This is a genomic window from Streptomyces sp. NPDC050211 (assembly GCF_040656035.1).
Classification (GTDB): domain Bacteria; phylum Actinomycetota; class Actinomycetes; order Streptomycetales; family Streptomycetaceae; genus Streptomyces.
In genome coordinates this window covers 1-16,915 of the sequence record NZ_JBFALC010000112.1, presented here as the reverse complement: position 1 = coordinate 16,915, position 16,915 = coordinate 1, and the positions used below count along the sequence as shown (strand labels likewise).

Here is a 16,915-nt window from a genome sequence, read left to right as displayed (position 1 = left end):
GGCGACCGCGGCCCCCAGCCCCTCCGGCCGCGCGGCGGGCACCCCGGCCCGCGCGGCGGTCGTCAGCGCCAGCCGGCCGACGGTCGCGGAGACGACGGCGGCGAACGCACCCCGGGCCCAGGAGCCGTCGTAAGCCTCTGTCAGGGCGGCCACCTGGGCGAGGAGCACCAACACCAGCGTGATCACACCGAACGGCCCGATGTCCGACTGCTTCATGATCCGCAGCGCGTCCTCCGAGGGCTTCCCGCTACCGAGCCCGTCAGCGGTGTCGGCCAGCCCGTCAAGATGCAGCCCCCGGGTGAGCACGGCAGGCACGGCGACGGTGCCCACGGCAGCGAGCAGGGGCGCGGCACCAAGAACCACCAACAGCAACCCGACCCCGGCCGCAACACCCCCCACGACGACCCCGGCCAACGGAGCCCACACCATCCCACCCCGCGCAGCCTCCCGGTCCCACCGCACCACCTCCACAGGCAGCACGGTGAGCGTCCCAAAGGCAAAACGAAGGCCATGAAGGGGCAGGGTCCTGGACATCCGGGAAGGCTACAGCCGCCCAACTACGGGCTGCCGTCCTGCCCCAGCTGCGGGCATGCGTGCCGCCTGGGGCGGCACGGGTGGGCGCAGGCGGCACCCCGTAAGCGCCGGGCTGCGCGACCCACCCCACCCCAGCCACCTCACACGCCGCACCCGCAAGACACCCCACCCCACACCGGGCAAACTGTCACACATGGGGCACTGGCTGGAGCACAACATCATCGAACCGGGCAAACTCCCCCTGCTCCTCGCCCTGACCGCCTTCGTCGTCACCTTCCTCCTCACCCGCCTCATCACCCGCCTGATCCGCGCAGGCAAGGGCCCCTTCGGCAACATCAAGGCCGGCGGCGTGCACATCCACCACGTCGTCCCCGGAGTCGTCCTCACCGTCATCGGCGGCTTCGGCGCGGTAGCCGGCGGCACCCGCGGCTTCGGCTCCGCCCTCGCCGCCGTCGTCTTCGGCATCGGCGCAGGCCTCCTCCTAGACGAGTTCGCGCTGATCCTCCACCTCGACGACGTCTACTGGACGGAAGCGGGCCGCAAGAGCGTGGAGGTCGTGGTGCTGACCGCCGCCCTCGTCGGCCTGGTCCTCGTCGGCTACACCCCCTTCGGCGTCAACGACCTCGACGACGACGAACTGCAGAACCGCTCCACCGTCATCAGCACCGTCCTCACGAACTTCGCCTTCTCGCTGCTCGCCCTGAGCAAGGGCAAGGCCCGCACCGCGATCTTCGGCGTCATCGTCCCGCTCATCGCCGTGGTCGGCACGATCCGCCTGGCCCGCCCCGGCTCCCCCTGGGCCAAGCGCTTCTACCGCCACCGCCCCCGCGCCCGCGCCAGGTCCCTCCGCCGCGCCTACCGCCACGACCGCCGCTGGGCGGGCCCCAGCCGCCGGCTTCAGGACTTGATCGGCGGCAAACCCGATCCGGTGGAACCGGCCCGCTCCGTCGACCGCCGCTGACGCGCCGCCCGCACCGCGCACACGGCACACAGCACCAGCACCCCCGCGATCGCCGCCAGATGCTCCTTGCCGGCCAGGTTCTCCTTCACCAGCACCTCGACCACCATCGCCACGATCACCGCCCCCGCGGTGACGTACGCCCGGTAGCGCCAGCCGAGGAACACGGCGAGCCCCACCACGGCCGCCGACGGCCCCGTGTCCACGACATACGCGTCCGACGCGGGCAGCCCCAGCAGCCCGCCCGGACCGAGTGCGATGCCCACGCGCGCGTACAGCGTTCCGGCGAGCGTGGCGGCGTACGCGACGGCGAGCGTGCGCCACCACCCCAGACAGATCTCGGCGATCCCGAACACCAGCAGGATCTGTACGAGGCCTCCCCACACCGGCAGATCCAGCGCGGGCACGAACAGCGACAGCGGAGTCCGCAGCAGCGCCAGCCACAGGGGATCCTCGGCCCGTACGGCCCCCACGTCCTGGACGAACCCGTAGCCCCAGGACTGGTTGTGGACGAAATGCAGCAGAGCCGTGAGGCACACAGCGCCGATGGTCATCGGAATCGCCCGCCAGCGCCGCTCGGCGATCGTCCCGCGCACGGCGACGTACAGCAGTCCCCATTCGGCGCGGGCCCAGCGGGCGAGCGTACTCATGTCCACGACCTCATCTACGCGTCTGAAGATGCTCGCGGTGCATCCACTTCGGCAGTCCCGGCGCCTCCAGGAACCCCTCCGCACGGGCCGCGGCGATGCCGATGCGGGGCAGGTCCGCGCTCTTCTCGAAGAGCAGGAACCTCGGTTCCCAGATGGGCCGGTACTTGGCGTTGGCGCGGTACAGCGACTCGATCTGCCACCAGCGCGAGAAAAAGCTGAGGAGCGACCGCCACAGCCTCAGCACCGGTCCGGCGCCAATGCGTGCGCCACGTTCGAAGACCGAGCGGAACATGGCGAAGTTGAGCGAAACCTGCGTGATCTGGATCTCCTGGGCACGATTCAGAAGCTCGATCACCATGAACTCCATCAGCCCGTTGTCGGCGTCCCGGTCCCGTCGCATCAGGTCGAGGGAGAGCCCGCGCGGCCCCCAGGGCACGAAGGACAGCAGCGCCTTCAACTCGCCCTGGCCATCGGCGCATTCGAGCATCACGCACCGCCCGTCGTCCGGATCCCCGAGCCGCCCGAGCGCCATGCTGAACCCACGCTCGGTCGCCCCGTCCCGCCAGTCGTCCGCGCGCTCCAGCAGGTACGTCATCTCGTCGGCCGGAATGTCCTCATGCCGCCGGATGCGGACGACGTACCCCGCGCGCTTCACCCGGTTGTACGCCTGCCGTACGGTCCGCATGGCCCGCCCCTCCAGCGTGAACTCGGCGACCTCCACCACGGCCTCGTCACCGAGCTCCAGCGCGTCCATCCCGTGCCGCGCGTACACGGTCCCGGCCTCCTCGCTCGCCCCCATCACGGCCGGGATCCACCCGTGCTCACGCGCCTGGGCCAGCCACGGCTCGATGGCGCCCGGCCACGCCTCCGGGTCGCCGACCGGATCCCCGGAGGCCAGCGCCACCCCGCTCACGACCCGGTAGACGACGCCCGCCTTGCCGGTCGGCGACCAGACGACGCTCTTCTCCCGGCGCAGCGCGAAGTACCCGAGCGAGTCACGCTCGCCGTGCCGCTCCAGCAGCGCCCGCAGCCGCGCTTCGTCGTCCTCGGTGAGCGGGTCGACGGCACGCCGGGAGCGGAAGGCGGCGTAGAAGACGGCGAGGACGAGCAGCGTGCTGAGCACGTTGATGGTGACGTTGACCCAAGTGGGGCTGGAGATGCCGGGGATGCGGGAGTCGTCGGCGACGACCGAGACGAGCCGCAGCGTCCCGTACCGCCAGCGGTCGGCGAACGTCGAGCGGTGCTCGTCGTGCGCCTGGTTGGTGACCGTTACCAGCAGCGCCGCCAGCAGCGAACAGACCAGCAGCCCGCCCACCGCGACGGCTGCGGCCAGCTTCGGGTTGGACCGGTCGCCCTTGGCGTAGAACTCCCGCCGCCCGACGAGCAGCGACGCCAGGAAGGCTGCGGTCAGGACGAGCGACACCCAGTTCTGCGCGTGCCGCCGGATCTCCGGAAAGAACATCGCGAAGCCGAGCAGCAGCAGGAACAGCCCGCTGAGCACGAGGTTCAGGATCCACGCCGCCCGCTTGCGGCGCCGCATCGTGATCGCCAGGAACACCGTGAACACACCGGACGCGAAACCGGCGGTCAGCAGATATGGCGTGAAGTAGTTCTCCTGGTTGTGCCGCCGCAGGTCCTGGCCCAGGGACACCCACACCGCACTGAGGAAGTTGACGAACGCGACGACCCGCAAATACCAGACGGCGAAGGCAGCGGCAACGCGGGTATCTCCCATAGGAAGGGATGATATGGGGCAGATTTACCGATTTCGGTACATGGCTTGCCCCGTCTTTCCCCTACTCGTCCGCCGCCTTCTCAGCTTCCTGGGCCTCTTCGGGCTCCTCGGCTTCCTCTGCCTTCTCCGGCAGTTCCGCCGCCAACGCCGCCGCGGCCTGCACCAGCGATAGCGCAAGCAACGCCCCCGCCCCTTCCCCCACCGTCACGCCCTGGTCGAGGAGCGGCTCGAGGGCCATGCGGTCGAGGGCCTTCGCCTGCCCCGGCTCCCCGCTGCTGTGCGCGGCCAGCCACCAGTCCGGCGCGCGGAACGCGATCCGCTGGCCCACCAGCGCACAGGCGGCCGCCACGACCCCGTCCAGGATCACCGGCGTCTTCCGCACCGCGCTCTGCAGTAGAAACCCGGTCATGGCGGCCAGGTCGGCACCGCCCACCGTCGCCAGCAGCTGCAGCTGATCGCCGAGCACGGGCCGGGCCCGCCGCAGGGCATCGCGAATCGCCGCGCACTTCCGCATCCATGCGAGGTCGTCGATGGCGAGCCCCCCGCGCCCGGTCACGACCGACGCATCGGTCCCGCACAGCGCGGCGACCAGGACGCCCGCCGCCGTGGTCCCGCCCACGCTCACATCGCCGAGCACGATCAGATCCGTACCGGAGTCGGCCTCTTCGTCGGCCACCGCGACCCCGGCCCGGAACGCGGCCTCGGCTTCCTCCGCCGTCAGCGCGTCCTCGACGTCGATACGTCCACTGCCCCGCCGTACCCGATGCCGTACGACCTCGTCGGGCAGCGTCTCCGGATCGCAGTCCAGCGCCATGTCCACGACCCGCACGGGCACGCCCAGTCGCCGGGCCAGGACGGAGACCGGCCGGCCGCCCTCCAGGACCTCCCGCACCAACGCTCCGGCGCTGCCCGCGGGCCGCGCGGAGACACCCAGTTCGGCGACCCCGTGGTCGCCGGCGAACAGCACCACCCGCGGTTGTTCGATCGGCCGCACCGGCACGGCGCTCTGCGCCGCCGCCAGCCACTCACCCAGGTCGTCGAGGCGGCCCAGTGCTCCGGGCGGCACGATCTGACGCTCCCGTCGCGCCTCCGCATCGCGGCGCACCCCGCCGTCGGGGCGCTCGATCAGATCGGTGAAGTCGTCGAGATTAAGCGAGCTCATTCGCCGAACAGTACCGGCCCCGATCGAACGGAACGGCGCCACATCGCCACCACGCGCACACGACGTCATTGCACCCAAGATCGCGATCCCATACGTTCCGTTTTGCAGTGGAATGTCGTACGTCCTCAGGGGAGCCGCCCATGCCACCCGCACGCCGCGACGACTGCCCATGGTGCGGTTCGAAACTGCTCCGCGCCCGTACGAGAGCCGTGGACGAGTGCCGGGACTGCGCGCACGTGTTCCAGAACCCCCAACGTCCTGTCGAGGACAGGTTGTTGGAAGAACATGTCAAGCCCTGTTCCGCGACCCGCCGTCAACACCTCCTCACCGCCCGCGCGATGATGCGTCTGAGGCCCGAGCCGGAGAGCTGGTTGGACGTGGGCACACGCGACGCCGGCTTCCCGGAAACGGCGCGGGAACTCTTCCCGTACACGTCCTTCGACGGACTGGACCCCACCCCGCTGGTGGTGCAGGCACGCACGGCGGACCGCATCGAAGAGGCCTACGTGGGCAACTTGCCGGACCCACACATCACGACCATCCTCCGCGCGCGCTACGACGTGGTCAGCCTCCTCAACCATCTGCACCACACGTCCGACCCCCGTGCGGAACTCCAGGCCGCGCTCACGCTTCTCCGCAATGGGGGCCACCTGGTGATCGAGACCCCCAACCCGCAGTCCGCGCTCGCCACCCTCCTGGGCAGGCGGTGGCGCCCCCAGACCCACCCAGGCCACACCCATCTGATCCCCCTGGACAACCTCCGCACGGAACTGGAATCCCGCGGCTGCACTCTCTCCTCACCCCTGAGCCGCACCCGCTTCTCCACCACCTACAGACTCATCGCCTGCAAGGCCTGAGTCCCCGCTCACCCCCGCAACACCACCGCCTGCCCCGCCACCACCAGCAGCACCTGCTCGCACTCGCCCGCGAACGCCGCGTTCAAGCGCCCCAACTCGTCCCGGTACCGCCGCCCGGAGGCGGTGGCCGGCACGATCCCCGACCCCACCTCGTTCGACACGGCGACAACGGTCCGCCGCGCCGCCCGCACGGCCCCGGTCAGCTCCCGCACCCGCTCCCGCAAGGCCCGCTCACCCCCGTCGGCCCACACCGCGTCGTCCCACGCCCCGACGGAGTCCATCGCATCCGTCAGCCACAGCGACAGACAGTCGATCAGCAACGGCGGCCCGTCGGCCTCCAGCAACGGCACCAGGTCACACGTCTCCGCCGTACGCCAGGACCCCGGCCGCCGCTCCCGATGCGCGGCCACCCGCGCGGCCCACTCGCAGTCCTCGTCCCGCGTGCCGCCGGTGGCGACATACAGCACATCGGGAAACGCCTCCAGCCGCCGCTCGGCCTCCACGGACTTCCCCGATCGCGCCCCGCCCAGCACCAGCGTCCGCCGCGGCACATCCGGTACGTCCTCGTACACCCCCACGACCAGCGTCGTCCCGTCCGGCACGGCCCGCGCCCCGGCCGCCGCGAGCCGCCGACGCAGCTCTCTCCCCGGCGGTACGTCGTGATCCAGATGTACGGCGATGACATCCGTCGTCGGCCCGACCGCCCCCACCGCCCGCAGCCGTGCCAACGCGTCCGGCCGCCCCACGACATCGGCCACGACCATGTCGTACGCCTCGCCGTCCCCCTCCTCCAGCCCGGCCGGCGCACTGCCCGGCGGCACATACAGCAGCCGGTGCCCATCAGGGCCGGTCACCGCATACCCCGTACCGCCCGCATCCATCGCCACGGCCCGCACCCGATGCCCCGTCAACAACGCCAACTCCCGACCGTCCGGCACCCGCCCCGGCCCCGGCACCCCCGCCGGCACCTCCACGGCCGGCCCATCATGCGGATGCGACAACAACACCTGCCGCACACCTCCCAGCGACCGCCCGGCCCGCGCGGCGGCAAAGGCGGCACCGGGCGTCAGATCCATCAACAGCACCCCGTCCACGAGCAACGCGGTAGCCGCCCGCGCATCGTGCCCGAGCGCGGCAGCACACACCGCACAGGGACATTCGGGGCGGGGCAGCCCCGCGGGGGCACCGGTACCGAGCAGAGTCACGTCCACGAAGTTGATTTTCGCCGTTCACTGGTAGTCACGCGCGACTGGGACGCCCCGTTAGGGGCGCGGGGCTGTATCGATATGCGGCTCCGCCGCGTGGGCGCGACCAGCCCCCACCGAGCCGCACACAACGAACAACCGCATACGCTTCTGCTCCGTAACCGCTCAAACACGGGAGGCGCACATGGCCCTATGGACGTGGCGATTCGAGAAGGCCGACGGCGCGGAGGTCCAGCCCGCGGTGCAGCCCGAGGAGTTCACCACGCAGGGAGACGCCGAGTCCTGGCTCGGCGAGTACTGGAAAGACCTGCTCGCCGGCGGTGCGGACCAGGTGCGCCTGTTCGAGGACGCCACGGAGATCTACGGCCCGATGAGCCTGCACGCCACGGACGCGTAAGACGGTAGGACGGACGGGGGAGGGGCGACCGTAAACCGGCCGCCCCTCCTCACTGCTCACCCAGCGTCACATCCACCGTCTTCTCGGCGTCGTTGCGCGTGAACGTCACCGTCGTCCGGTCGCCCGGCTTCCGCATGGCCAGCGCCTCCGACAGCGAGGTGATGGTCGTGATGTCGGTGTCACCGAGCCTGGTGATGATGTCTCCGGCCTCCAGGCCCGCCCGGTCGGCCGCCCCGCCGCTCGTCACCGCGACGACCGCGACCCCGGCGACCTGGTAGTCGTCGTCGACGACCGTACGGCCGGTGATGCCGAGCGCGGCCCGGCCCGAGTCCGTCACCTTGCCGTCCTTGATGATCTGGTCGGCGACCGTCTTCACCATCGACGCGGGGATCGCGAACCCGATGCCGGGCGCCGCGGCGTCCCCGACGTTGGGGTCGGTGGCGGCGAGCGTCGGGATGCCGATGACCTCGCCGTCGAGGTTCACCAGGGCGCCGCCGCTGTTGCCGGGGTTGATGGCGGCCGACGTCTGCACCATGTTCGCGATCGTCGCGCCCGTACCGCCGCCGGTCCGCCCCTCGCTGACGGTCCGTCCGGTCGCCGACACGATACCCTGCGTCACACTCGACGACAGCCCGAGCGGCGAGCCCATCGCGAGGACGATCTGCCCGACCTCGACCTTCGCGGAGTCCCCGAACTTCGCGGCCTTGAGACCGTCCGGTACGGCGTTCAGCTTGATGACGGCGAGATCCTGCTCCGGGTACGCGTAGACGAGCCGGGCGGTCAGCACGTCCTCGCTGTTGGCGGTCGTCACCTGGAAGGCCTTCTCGTCCCCGACGACATGCGCGTTGGTGACGATGTGGCCCTGGTTGTCGTACACCACCCCGGAACCCAGGTCGTTCCGGGCCTGAATCTGCACGACCGACGGCAGAACGTCCTTGATCACCTTCGTGTAGGCGTCCTGCAACTCACTGTCCACGGCCGGCACGGCGGCCTGCGTGGTGGTCCTCTCCGACTCCGACGACTGAGACGACGACCCGGAGTCGGTACAACCGGAGACGAGCGCCAGCGAGCAAGCGAGTACGGCGACGAGCCGCAGGCCACGTATACGGGAAGCGTCCATGCCCCGAGTCTCGCTTCGGGGTGATTCTCCGGCTCCCGCTGTTGACCCGAACGGGGCTCAGGAGCCGGGCCCCGTAAGGGGCGCGGGGAACTGCGCGACCAGCCCCACCGGCCCGCGGCAAACGTACCGCCCAACCAGCGGAGCGCTTACCCACGCACCCCGCACAAATGCAGCAGCGCAGCCACACGCCGGTACGGATCCGTCCGCCCGGCCCGCTCCTCCGCAGCCAGCAGCGCGTCGATGTCGCCCGGCGCCTCCGCCCCGTCGGCAGCCGTGTCCGTGAAGACCCGTACACCGTACCAAGCGTGCAGCGGTGCGCCGATCCCGGCCAGCGTCCCGGTCAGCGCGTCGAGCCGGTCCGCACGGACGTCGAGGCCGAGCCGGTTCCGGTAGGAGACCGAGTCGAAGGCGCCCAACGCGCCCGCCCAGTCGCCGGACAGACCCGGCCGCATCGCCAGCGCGTCCGCGTTGCGCACCAGCAGCGATAGCAGTCCGCCCTGGGCGAGCATCCGGGCCAGCCCCGCCAGCAGCGGGTCGGGATCGTCGACGTACATGAGCACGCCATGACACAACACGACGTCGAAACTGCCCGGCAGGAAGTGCACGCCGGTGTCACGGCCGTCGCCCTCGACGATCCGCATCCGCTCCCGGATCCCCTCCGGCTCGGCGGACAGGGCCTCCCGCGCGACGGAGATCATCTTCGGATCCTGCTCGACCCCGGTCACCTGATGTCCGGCCCGGGCCAGCCGCAGCGCCTGCGTGCCCTGGCCCATCCCCACATCGAGCACCCGGAGCCGCCGCCCGACCGGGAACCGGCCGGCTATCTGCTCGTCGAGCTGGCGGGCCACCAGCTCCTGGCGTACGACGTCACGGAGCCCGCCCAGCTTGCTCAGCCAGGCATCCGCCGCGCCCCCCGAGAACGAAGCCGTGCCGGTCAGGGCCGCTCCCCGCGCTTGACCTGCGGCTTCGGCAGCCGGAGCCGGCGCATCTGGAGAGAGCGCATCAGCGCGTAGGCGACGGCGCCGCGCTTGTTCTCGTCCGGGAAGCGCTCGGCAAGACCCTTCTTCAGGCGGTAACCGGTGGCGATCGAGTCGAGCACGATCAGCACGATCACGACCAGCCACAGCAGCAGCGCGATGTTCTGCAGCGAGGCCACCCGCACCATGCTCAGTACGAGGATGACCACGGCCATCGGCAGGAAGAACTCCGCGACGTTGAACCGCGAGTCGATGAAGTCCCGGGCGAACTTGCGCACCGGCCCCTTGTCACGCGCGGGGAGATAGCGCTCGTCACCGCCGGCCAGCGCCTGGCGCTGCTTGTCCAGGGCGGCACGGCGCTCCTCGCGCTGACGCTTCGCGGCGTCCTTGCGGGTCATCGACGTATTGGCGACGCTGCGGCGCTGGGACTGGGCCTCACTCCGCTTGGGAGTGGGCCTGCCCTTCGGGGCCTGCGGGTCACGGGTCTGAGTGGAGTCGGTCAGCGACGCCTTGTCGGCGTTCGCGGCCTTCTCATCCTTGGCACGGCTACGGAACACAAAACCCAAGGGTACGGGGTCCCGGGCATGGACCCCAGCCCCACGGGGAACGATCCGGCAACACCAGTCGTATTAGTGGGGACAGAAGGGGCGCTGCTCCCGGAGTTCGATCTCAGGGGTAACTCTCAGGGGTCACCTACTCCCTACGCCGGAGCAGGGCCGAACGCAGTCGTCCTTGGGGATGAGCGCATCCGTCCCCGAACAGTGCGGTAATGGATGCAGGGCCCGTACTGTGGGTTCTGTCGCAGGAGCTGGATGTAGTCCGTCAGAAGGGGGCGCGCGAAGCCCATGAGCGGTGTCATGAAGCGTATGGGGATGATCTTCCGCGCGAAGGCGAACAAGGCCCTTGACCGGGCCGAGGACCCGCGCGAAACCCTCGATTACTCGTACCAGAAGCAGCTGGAGCTGCTCCAGAAGGTCCGCCGCGGTGTCGCCGACGTGGCGACCTCGCGCAAGCGCCTGGAGTTGCAGCTCAACCAGCTCCAGTCGCAGTCCTCCAAGCTGGAGGACCAGGGCCGCAAGGCGCTCGCCCTCGGCCGCGAGGACCTGGCGCGTGAGGCGCTGTCCCGCCGTGCCGCCCTCCAGCAGCAGGTGACGGACCTCGAGACGCAGCACGCGACTCTCCAGGGCGAGGAGGAGAAGCTCACCCTGGCAGCCCAGCGCCTCCAGGCCAAGGTCGACGCCTTCCGCACGAAGAAGGAGACCATCAAGGCCACCTACACCGCCGCCCAGGCCCAGACCCGGATCGGCGAGGCCTTCTCCGGCATCTCCGAGGAGATGGGCGACGTCGGCATGGCCATCCAGCGTGCCGAGGACAAGACCGCACAGCTCCAGGCCCGCGCCGGCGCGATCGACGAGCTTCTCGCCTCCGGTGCCCTCGACGACCAGTCCGGCATGCACAAGGACGACATCCAGGCCGAGCTGGACCGCCTCTCCGGTGGTACGGATGTAGAGCTGGAACTGCAGCGGATGAAGGCCGAGCTGGCCGGCGGCTCCTCGTCGCAGCAGGCCATCGAGGGCGGCAAGGAGCAGTCGCAGTCCCAGCAGCAGCCGCAGGACACCCCGCGCTTCGACAAGCAGTAATCGCCATACGGAGGGCGACATGATCGTACGGATCATGGGGGAGGGGCAGGTGAGGCTGGCCGACAGCCACTTCACCGAGCTGAACAAGCTGGACGACGAACTCCTTCGGGAGATGGAGAGCGGCGACAGCCCAGGCTTCCGCGCCACTCTCCACGCCCTCCTCCAGAAGGTCCGCGAACTGGGCGAACCCCTGCCGGACGACTCCCTGGAGCCCTCGGAACTGATCCTCCCGTCCCCGGACGCGACCTTGGAAGAGGTCCGGGAGATGCTGAGCGACGACGGGCTGATCCCGGGATGAGGGACGGCTCCTCTCGGCGCCGGGCCGCATCATCCAGCCCGTCCGGCGCTTGAGGGGTCTGGGGGCCGCAGCCCCCAGGACGTACTGTTGACGACCGTGAGCAGCATCGACCGCGCCAGGCAGTGGCTGACGTCCCACCCGCTGGCGCTCGACGCCGCGCTCGCGGCCGCAGTACTCGCCTGCATGGTGGCCGGCTCCTTCGTGGACCCGCGGGGCAAGGACAGCGTCACCTGGAGCCTGCGCAGCCCCGACGCCCTCAGCCTGGTCCTCATCACGCTCGGCGCCGCCGCCCTGGTCTTCCGTCGCCGCGCCCCCAAGACGGTCCTCGCCCTCACCGGCGCCCTCTCGCTCATCGAGTCCGTCACCGGCGACCCGCGCGCCCCCGTCGCCATGTCCGCGGTCATCGCGCTCTACACCGTCGCCGCCAGCACCGACCGGCACACCACCTGGCGCGTCGGCCTGCTCACCATGACCGTGCTGACCGGCTCCGCGATGCTCGCCGGCCCGCTCCCCTGGTACGCCCAGGAAAACCTCGGCGTCCTCGCCTGGACCGGCATCGGCGCCACCGCCGGCGACGCGGTCCGCAGCCGGCGTGCGGTCGTGCACGCCATACGGGAGCGCGCCGAGCGGGCTGAGCGCACCCGTGAGGAGGAGGCCCGCCGCCGGGTCGCCGAGGAGCGGCTGCGGATCGCCCGGGACCTGCATGACGTGGTCGCCCACCACATCGCGCTCGTCAATGTGCAGGCCGGAGTCGCCGCCCATGTCATGGACAAGCGGCCCGACCAGGCCAAGGAGGCCCTGGCCCACGTACGGGAGGCCAGTCGCTCCGCGCTCAACGAACTCCGCGCCACCGTCGGCCTGTTGCGGCAGTCCGACGACCCCGAGGCGCCGACCGAACCCGCGCCCGGCCTGGTCCGGCTCGACGAACTCGTCGGCACCTTCCGCAGCGCCGGACTGCATGTCGAGGTCGCCCGCGCCGACCACGGCACCGTGCTGCCCGCCGCCGTCGACCTGGCCGCCTACCGCGTCATCCAGGAAGCCCTCACCAATGTGCAGAAGCACGCCGGCACCGAGGCCAAGGCCGAGGTCAGCGTCGTACGCGTGGGAGAGAACATCGAGATCACGGTGCTCGACAACGGCGCCGGGGAGGACGACGCCCCCGAGGCCGGCGGCGGGCACGGGCTGATCGGGATGCGGGAGCGGGTCAGCGCTCTGAGCGGCACTCTCACCACCGGTCCCCGGTACGGCGGCGGTTTCCGGGTGCATGCGATCCTGCCGGTCAAGACCCGCACCAGCCCAGCGAAGGACTCCGTATGACCATCCGTGTCCTGCTCGCCGACGACCAGGCGCTGCTCCGCAGCGCCTTTCGGGTGCTCGTCGACTCCGAGCCCGACATGGAGGTGGTGGGCGAGGCGTCCGACGGTGCGGAGGCGGTGCGGCTGGCGAAGGAACAGCGGGCCGACGTCGTCCTGATGGACATCCGCATGCCGGGTACGGACGGACTCGCGGCCACCCGCATGATCGGCGCCGACCCGAGCCTCGCGCAGGTCCGGGTGGTGATCCTGACGACGTTCGAGGTCGACGACTACGTGGTGCAGTCGCTGCGCGCGGGCGCCTCCGGCTTCCTCGGCAAGGGCTCCGAACCCGAGGAACTCCTCAATGCGATCCGGGTCGCGGCCGGCGGGGAGGCGCTGCTGTCCCCGGCCGCCACCAAGGGCCTGATCGCCCGCTTCCTCGCCCAGGGCGACGCGGCGGACGACGAGCGCGACCCCGCCCGCGCCGAACGCCTCGCCGCGCTCACCGGGCGGGAGCGCGAGGTGCTGGTCCAGGTCGCCGGCGGACACTCCAACGACGAGATCGCCGAACGCCTCGAAGTCAGCCCGCTGACCGTGAAGACGCACGTCAACCGGGCCATGGCCAAGCTGGGCGCGCGGGACCGGGCCCAGCTCGTGGTGATCGCGTACGAGTCGGGGCTGGTACGTCCAAGGGTGGAGTGAGTGCCGCCGGGTCGTACTGCGGCCGGAGTAGGCGACAGATAAGGAACGGGACCCAGGGTCGACGGATCACCGTCCGGCGATGGCTCAGGGTGTAGGGGTGGGCGCTCACATGCGCCCCTTCCTCCGCTCAGGCCACAGAAGAGAGACGCTGACCCATGTCCTGGCTGTCAAGATTCAGCCTCGCGCAACGGGCCCTCATAGGGCTGATGTCGATCGTCGCGCTCGCGTTCGGAGCGATCGCGATCCCGCAGCTCAAGCAGCAGTTGCTGCCCTCCATCGAACTTCCCATGGTGTCCGTGCTCGCCCCGTACCAGGGCGCGTCCCCGGACGTGGTCGAGAAGCAGGTCGTCGAACCCATCGAGGACGCGCTCGAGGGCGTCGACGCCATCACCGGTGTCACCTCCACGGCCAGCGAGGGCAACGCCCTGATCATGGCCTCCTTCGACTACGGCAACGACACCAAGCAGCTCGTCGCCGATGTCCAGCAGGCCGTCAACCGCGCCCGCGTCCAGCTCCCGGACGATGTGGACCCGCAGGTCGTCGCCGGTTCCACGGACGACATCCCGACCGTCGTCCTCGCCGTCACCTCCGACCAGGACCAGCAGGCCCTCGCCGACCGGCTCGACCGGACCGTCGTGCCGGACCTGAAGGACATCGACGGCGTCGGACAGGTCACCGTCGACGGTGTACGAGACCTCCAGGTCACCGTCACCCCGGACGAGGCGAAGCTCGCCAAGGCGGGCCTGAGTTCGCAGGCCCTCTCCCAGGCGCTCCAGGCGGGCGGCGCGACCGTACCGGCCGGGTCCTTCGACGAGTCAGGCAACAACCGCACCGTCCAGGTCGGCGGCGGCTTCACCTCCCTGAAGCAGATCCAGGACCTGATGGTCACCGGGGAGGCGGGCGGCGATCCGGTGCGCCTCGCCGACGTGGCGAGTGTCGAGCAGGAGCAGGCCACCGCCGACTCCCTCACCCGCACCGACGGCAAGCCCAGCCTCGCCGTGAGCGTCACCATGGACCAGGACGGCAGCGCGGTCGCCATCTCCGACGCGGTCGAGGACAAACTCGCCGACATGCGCAAGGACTTGGGCTCCGGCGCCACCATCACGGTCGTCAGCGACCAGGGCCCGGCGGTCTCCAAGTCCATCTCGGGTCTGACCACCGAGGGCGGGCTCGGTCTGCTCTTCGCGGTCCTGGTCATCCTGGTGTTCCTGGCGTCGATCCGCTCGACGCTGGTGACCGCGGTCTCCATCCCGCTGTCGGTGGTGCTGGCCCTGATCGTCCTGTGGACGCGCGACCTGTCGCTGAACATGCTGACGCTCGGCGCGCTCACCATCGCCATCGGCCGGGTCGTCGACGACTCGATCGTGGTCCTGGAGAACATCAAGCGGCACCTCGGCTACGGCGAGGAGCGGCAGGAGGCCATCCTCAAGGCGGTCCGCGAGGTCGCGGGCGCGGTCACCTCCTCGACCCTCACCACCGTCGCCGTCTTCCTCCCGATCGGCCTGTCCGGCGGCATGGTGGGCGAGCTGTTCGGCTCGTTCAGCCTGACCGTGACGGCCGCGCTGCTCGCGTCGCTGCTGGTCTCGCTGACGGTCGTACCCGTCCTGTCGTACTGGTTCCTGCGCGCCCCCAAGGGCACGCCCGAGGACGCCGATGAGGCCCGCCGCCTGGCGGAGGAGAAGGAGGCCAAGAGCCGTCTCCAGCGCCTCTACGTCCCCGTCCTGCGCTTCGCGACCCGCCGCCGTCTCACCAGCGTGGCGCTCGCGATCGTGATCCTCATTGGCACGTTCGGCATGGCGCCGCTGCTGAAGACCAACTTCTTCGACCAGGGCGAGCAGGAAGTCCTCACCGTCAAGCAGGAGTTGAAGCCCGGCACCAGCCTGGCGGCGACCGACGAGCAGGCGAAGAAGGTCGAGAAGCTGCTCGGCTCCGTCGAGGGCGTGAAGGACTACCAGGTCACCGTCGGGTCGTCCGGCTTCATGGCGGCCTTCGGCGGCGGCACGGACACCAACCAGGCGTCGTACCAGGTGATGCTGGAGGACTCGGCGTCGTACGACGAGGTGCAGACCCGTATCGAGGACGGCCTGAAGAAGCTGTCCGGCATCGGTACGACGACCATCGCGGCCGGTGACGGCTTCGGCAGCCAGGACCTCAGCGTGGTCGTGAAGGCCGCCGACGCGGGCGTGCTGCGCGAGGCCGCCGAGGAGGTCCGCAAGACGGTCGCCGGGCTCGACGACGTCACCGACGTCAGCAGCGACCTGGCGCAGAGCGTGCCGCGCATCTCGGTCAGGGCCAACGACAAGGCCGCCGCGGCCGGCTTCGACGACACCACCCTCGGCGCGGCAGTCGCCCAGGCGGTCAAGGGCACCACCGCCGCCAAGGCGACCCTGGACGACACCGAGCGCGACGTCGTCATCAGGTCGGCGAAGCCCGCCGAGACGCTGGCCGAGCTGAAGGCGCTGCGCCTCGGCCCGGTGAAGCTGTCCGACATCGCCACGGTCCGGATGGTCGACGGGCCGGTGTCGATGACCCGTATCGACGGTCAGCGCGCGGCCACCATCACGGCCCGGCCGACCGGCGACAACACCGGCGCGGTGAGCACGGACCTCCAGTCGAAGATCAACTCGCTGGACCTCCCGGAGGGCGCCACGGCCGCGATCGGCGGTGTCTCCGAGGACCAGGACGAGGCGTTCGCCAACCTGGGCCTGGCGATGCTGGCGGCCATCGCGATCGTCTTCATGCTGCTGGTCGCGACGTTCCGCTCGCTGGTCCAGCCGCTGATCCTGCTGGTCTCCATCCCCTTCGCGGCCACGGGCGCCATCGGCCTCCTGGTCGCGACGGGCACCCCGATGGGCGTCCCCGCGATGATCGGCATGCTGATGCTGATCGGCATCGTGGTGACGAACGCGATCGTGCTGATCGACCTCATCAACCAGTACCGCAGGCAGGGTTACGGCGTCGTCGAGGCGGTCGTCGAGGGTGGCCGCCACCGACTGCGCCCCATCCTCATGACGGCCCTGGCGACCATCTTCGCCCTGCTCCCGATGGCCCTGGGCGTCACCGGCGAGGGCGGCTTCATAGCCCAGCCGCTGGCGGTGGTCGTGATCGGCGGTCTGATCACGTCGACCCTGCTGACCCTGCTCCTGGTCCCGACGCTCTACGCGATGCTCGAACTGCGCAAGGAGCGCTGGGCGAAGAAGCGCGAGGCGAAGCGGCAGGCGAAACTGCCCGCGCAGCCGACGCCGGCTGCCGAGGAGCCGGAGCCCGCGGGCGTGTGACGGCCTGATCACCGGCGGCCGGGGACCGAACCCCTCAACTGTGTGGGCCCCCCCCGCCCCCCGTTGGACGGGACTAAGACATGGGCCCCAGAGAGATGGGGGGGAGG

Annotated in this window: 15 protein-coding genes and 1 pseudogene; 8 read left to right on the top strand and 8 right to left on the bottom strand. The window is 70.6% G+C overall.

Annotated elements, in window-relative coordinates:
* On the bottom strand, nt 1-534 hold a 534-nt coding region (locus AB0I98_RS47530), incomplete at its 3' end, for an adenosylcobinamide-GDP ribazoletransferase (protein ID WP_362952390.1).
* Nucleotides 535-727: 193 nt separating this feature from the next.
* On the opposite strand from AB0I98_RS47530, the gene AB0I98_RS47525 reads away from it, so the two are divergent.
* Nucleotides 728-1,495: a hypothetical protein gene (locus AB0I98_RS47525; RefSeq protein WP_362952388.1), complete on the top strand. Its 768-nt coding sequence runs from the start codon at nt 728-730 to the stop codon at nt 1,493-1,495.
* Here the strand turns inward: AB0I98_RS47525 and AB0I98_RS47520 are convergent.
* From AB0I98_RS47520 to cobT, 3 genes are all read right to left on the bottom strand, one after another.
* Nucleotides 1,432-2,142 carry a hypothetical protein gene (locus AB0I98_RS47520; RefSeq protein ID WP_362952386.1) on the bottom strand — a complete coding sequence of 237 codons (711 nt, stop codon included), beginning with the start codon at nt 2,140-2,142 and terminating at the stop codon, nt 1,432-1,434. The genes AB0I98_RS47525 and AB0I98_RS47520 overlap by 64 nt on opposite strands.
* Before the next feature lie 10 nt (nt 2,143-2,152).
* Complete coding sequence (locus AB0I98_RS47515; RefSeq protein ID WP_362952384.1) at nt 2,153-3,877, bottom strand: phosphatidylglycerol lysyltransferase domain-containing protein; 1,725 nt, start codon at nt 3,875-3,877, stop codon at nt 2,153-2,155.
* A 61-nt stretch (nt 3,878-3,938) separates the two neighbouring features.
* On the bottom strand, nt 3,939-5,039 hold the full coding sequence (gene cobT, locus AB0I98_RS47510; RefSeq protein WP_362952382.1) for a nicotinate-nucleotide--dimethylbenzimidazole phosphoribosyltransferase: 1,101 nt from the start codon (nt 5,037-5,039) through the stop codon (nt 3,939-3,941).
* A gap of 140 nt (nt 5,040-5,179) precedes the next feature.
* Between cobT and AB0I98_RS47505 the strand changes: the two genes are divergently transcribed.
* On the top strand, nt 5,180-5,896 hold the full coding sequence (locus tag AB0I98_RS47505; protein WP_362952380.1) for a class I SAM-dependent methyltransferase: 717 nt from the start codon (nt 5,180-5,182) through the stop codon (nt 5,894-5,896).
* Between the two features lie 8 nt (nt 5,897-5,904).
* Here AB0I98_RS47505 and AB0I98_RS47500 read toward each other — a convergent pair whose 3' ends face one another.
* On the bottom strand, nt 5,905-7,107 hold the full coding sequence (locus AB0I98_RS47500; RefSeq protein ID WP_362952378.1) for a bifunctional adenosylcobinamide kinase/adenosylcobinamide-phosphate guanylyltransferase: 1,203 nt from the start codon (nt 7,105-7,107) through the stop codon (nt 5,905-5,907).
* 178 nt (nt 7,108-7,285) lie between these two features.
* Between AB0I98_RS47500 and AB0I98_RS47495 the strand changes: the two genes are divergently transcribed.
* Nucleotides 7,286-7,498 carry a hypothetical protein gene (locus tag AB0I98_RS47495; RefSeq protein WP_362952376.1) on the top strand — a complete coding sequence of 71 codons (213 nt, stop codon included), beginning with the start codon at nt 7,286-7,288 and terminating at the stop codon, nt 7,496-7,498.
* Nucleotides 7,499-7,547: 49 nt separating this feature from the next.
* Here AB0I98_RS47495 and AB0I98_RS47490 read toward each other — a convergent pair whose 3' ends face one another.
* The 3 genes and pseudogenes from AB0I98_RS47490 to AB0I98_RS47480 form a co-directional block, all read right to left on the bottom strand.
* Entirely contained in the window at nt 7,548-8,618 is a 1,071-nt protein-coding gene (locus tag AB0I98_RS47490) for a trypsin-like peptidase domain-containing protein (protein ID WP_362952374.1), read from the bottom strand.
* Nucleotides 8,619-8,764: 146 nt separating this feature from the next.
* The gene (locus AB0I98_RS47485; protein ID WP_362952372.1) at nt 8,765-9,466 is read right to left on the bottom strand and encodes a methyltransferase domain-containing protein; all 702 of its coding nucleotides are present in this window, start codon (nt 9,464-9,466) and stop codon (nt 8,765-8,767) included.
* 86 nt (nt 9,467-9,552) lie between these two features.
* Nucleotides 9,553-10,181 (bottom strand): annotated as a pseudogene (locus AB0I98_RS47480) (DUF3043 domain-containing protein).
* Between the two features lie 271 nt (nt 10,182-10,452).
* Here AB0I98_RS47480 and AB0I98_RS47475 point away from each other — a divergent pair.
* The 5 genes from AB0I98_RS47475 (at nt 10,453) to AB0I98_RS47455 (ending at nt 16,808) form a co-directional block, all read left to right on the top strand.
* Nucleotides 10,453-11,235 carry a PspA/IM30 family protein gene (locus AB0I98_RS47475; protein WP_362952370.1) on the top strand — a complete coding sequence of 261 codons (783 nt, stop codon included), beginning with the start codon at nt 10,453-10,455 and terminating at the stop codon, nt 11,233-11,235.
* Between the two features lie 19 nt (nt 11,236-11,254).
* Nucleotides 11,255-11,533: a hypothetical protein gene (locus AB0I98_RS47470; RefSeq protein ID WP_362952368.1), complete on the top strand. Its 279-nt coding sequence runs from the start codon at nt 11,255-11,257 to the stop codon at nt 11,531-11,533.
* A 96-nt stretch (nt 11,534-11,629) separates the two neighbouring features.
* On the top strand, nt 11,630-12,850 hold the full coding sequence (locus AB0I98_RS47465; RefSeq protein ID WP_362952366.1) for a sensor histidine kinase: 1,221 nt from the start codon (nt 11,630-11,632) through the stop codon (nt 12,848-12,850).
* A complete protein-coding gene (locus tag AB0I98_RS47460; RefSeq protein ID WP_328441080.1) occupies nt 12,847-13,530 on the top strand; it encodes a response regulator transcription factor in 684 nt (227 codons plus the stop codon). Before AB0I98_RS47465 ends, AB0I98_RS47460 begins: the two co-directional genes overlap by 4 nt.
* A 155-nt stretch (nt 13,531-13,685) precedes the next feature.
* Nucleotides 13,686-16,808, top strand: coding sequence for an efflux RND transporter permease subunit (locus tag AB0I98_RS47455; protein WP_362952364.1), 3,123 nt, complete (start codon nt 13,686-13,688; stop codon nt 16,806-16,808).
* The last annotated feature ends 107 nt before the right edge of the window (nt 16,809-16,915 follow it).